2 protein-coding genes are annotated in these 2,452 nt (G+C 44.7%); both read right to left on the bottom strand.

The features are described from left to right. A partial coding sequence (locus ACO6V1_RS23415; protein WP_422468937.1) for a hypothetical protein occupies nucleotides 1–753 on the bottom strand: 753 nt, incomplete at its 3' end. Between the two features lie 113 nt (nucleotides 754–866). Continuing rightward, on the bottom strand, nucleotides 867–2,120 hold the full coding sequence (locus tag ACO6V1_RS23410; RefSeq protein WP_422468935.1) for an ankyrin repeat domain-containing protein: 1,254 nt from the start codon (nucleotides 2,118–2,120) through the stop codon (nucleotides 867–869). Between the last annotated feature and the right edge of the window lie 332 nt (nucleotides 2,121–2,452).

Raw genomic sequence — 2,452 nt, 5'->3', positions numbered from 1 at the left:
CTGGTACTTGCCGGCCTGGGCGTTACCAAAGGCGTCCTCAGCCACGCCGGAGCTGCGCACGATAATCGGACTATCGGGCTTAGTCAGGCTGGTGTGCAAATCCTTATAAATATCCCGTATGGTGTCGGCAATGGTCAGAGCGCTTATTTGCTGATAAAAGTCCGCGCCAGCAATAAACGAAGAAAGCGCATCGAGCCAGCGCTGTTGTCTTGTTGTTGGCTTGCCCGATGGATTGCCTGCTGGTGCCATTTGGGTAATCCACTGCCTTATATTCACCAGACTGGCCGTTGTATGGGGAAACTCATGGCCATCATCCAGCATGGCCAGGAATGGGCTGGCATCGAATGGAAGCGCCTCAAGGTTCTGCACGATGCTTGTCTCAATGCAGCGAAATGGCGGGACAGTTAATCCTGCGTTCTTCATCAGGATCAGGAACATCCCTTTTCCACCTAACAATTTCCGATTTGGAATAGTCGGGGAATCAACGGTCAGCTGCGGTTCGGTAAAGCGCCTGTTTTTTAGTGGCGGTGTAAACGTTTCAGTGATTTTTTGGCCGGTGCTGCCAGAAGAAGTAAACGTGGAATCAATCCCGGAAATTTTGCACTTTCGATTTGAAGATAAAGCGTGAGTTTTTATTGCGCCTGATACCGGAATTAGATCATTGGCGATGTCAGCTTCCCCGGTGCCAGGTAAACAGCTGAAACAGGAGTCTGTAACAGAGTGGTTAATAACATCTGACTTTGCATTAAACATGACGACATCTGCTGTGTAGTTGTAATAACACTGTTATTATTCTGGAAAATGCCCCTTCGGGCTCAAACTTCGACCATTCTGATATCATCCGCACCGCTGAAAATAAGGGCTTCTCAGCGATTTCGTTCAGACTTGAAAAAGGCTTTCACTTTATGCACAAACCCGCTTGCAGTGTGTTTCTGGTCGGCTGCTTCTGCTTTCCTCAAATCGACTCCTCGCACATCAGCATTATGTTCTGCCATTAACAGACAGGCTTTCTGCCTATTGCAATAGTCATAAGCTGTCATATTGTCTTTATCCAGAAGGTTGAAATCAGCCCCTCGCTTCAGCAGTTCCGGAATCATTACTATATTGCCTCCACTCGCTGCGATGTGTAGTGCTGTTATTCCACGTTCATCCCGGGCATTGATGTCCACTTTTTTGCTTTCAATCAGTTCGACAAGGATGCTTTGTCGATGTGCCAGATTTTCCGAAGTGGGCAAATCTGCAAAACCTCTGTCCATCACAGCATAATGGATAGCTGAACGCCCACGTATACTTGGTAAACCGGGGTTAGCCTTTCTCTTTAGCATCAACATCTTAATGACATCTTGCCGCCCCTCACGAACTGCAAGGTGGAGTGCCGTTCCCCTGATATTTATCTCAGCGTTAACCCTGGCACCTTTACCCAATAAAAATTCCACAAGCTCCCAGCTATGCTCCCTGGCCGCATGAGCAAGCATTGTTGAACCGCAATTATCACACCTCGCATCAATCTTGAGCCCGGCATTTACCATACAGCGGATCAGGGGCGTAATGGATCCATTCTTGTGAGCACACTGCATGACTGTCCAGCCATAAGAAGTTTTGGCGTTAACGTCAGCACCCTTGTTAACAAGCAATTCAATTATTCTTTTACTGTCACGTAAAGCGGCTAAATGTAGAGCTGTCTCTTTGCCATAGTATTTGGTTTTCGCGTTGATATTTGCTCCTTTTTCAATCAGGCCGAGGATGTCATCATTGGTCAGATCCTCCGGATTCTCAGTGAAAATGAGTGCATCGTGGAGGTCTTTAGTAGCTTGTTTACTGTCTGCTTTTGTTTTTTTTCCGGTTTGACCATGAGCTTTCGTCCAGGCTTTCGTGATGTAATTGTTTGGCCAAAGAGGCTCAGTTTCCGGCTCAATCGCACGATTACCAACAGGGGTTTGGCAGGTCAGACCTTGAGATGGATTAATAGACAACGAGTGAGTATGGTGTGCAAAGGCAGCCAGGGAAACTGATGAACTGCTGGTTTTCGGCTCTGTAGAAGCATCACAGACGTCTTCATGGGGCAATTGCTGATAACCCATGCTTACAGGTCCGGGTGTGAAAATTTTCAACATGTGCATATTGATAGTCCTGTTAAAAAATGCTTTGCTTCTTTTTTGTACTAAAGTACTTAATTGTTGTTCGCCACTTTGAGCAGTCTTTTTATTGGTTGAACTTTTGATTCGTTAAAGAGAAGACTATAAAAGATCTGTAAAACCTGTTTTGCTATTTAGACAAAAAAAATGATAAAAGTTGCACGGTGAGAAAGTTTTTTGCCTCGTTAGTAAAATCTGGAAAGGAATAAAAAGGGGATAAAAAGAGGATAAAAAGAGGAAGATAAAAAGTAAAAAGAAAAGTAAAAAGAGGACACCCATTTTTTGACAAAGAAAAAAAATAAAAAGAAAGAAGAAAT

It is taken from the genome of Endozoicomonas sp. ALC013 (assembly GCF_049310205.1).
In the GTDB taxonomy this organism is placed as follows: Bacteria; Pseudomonadota; Gammaproteobacteria; order Pseudomonadales; family Endozoicomonadaceae; genus Endozoicomonas.
This window is presented reverse-complemented; position numbering and strand designations above follow the sequence as displayed.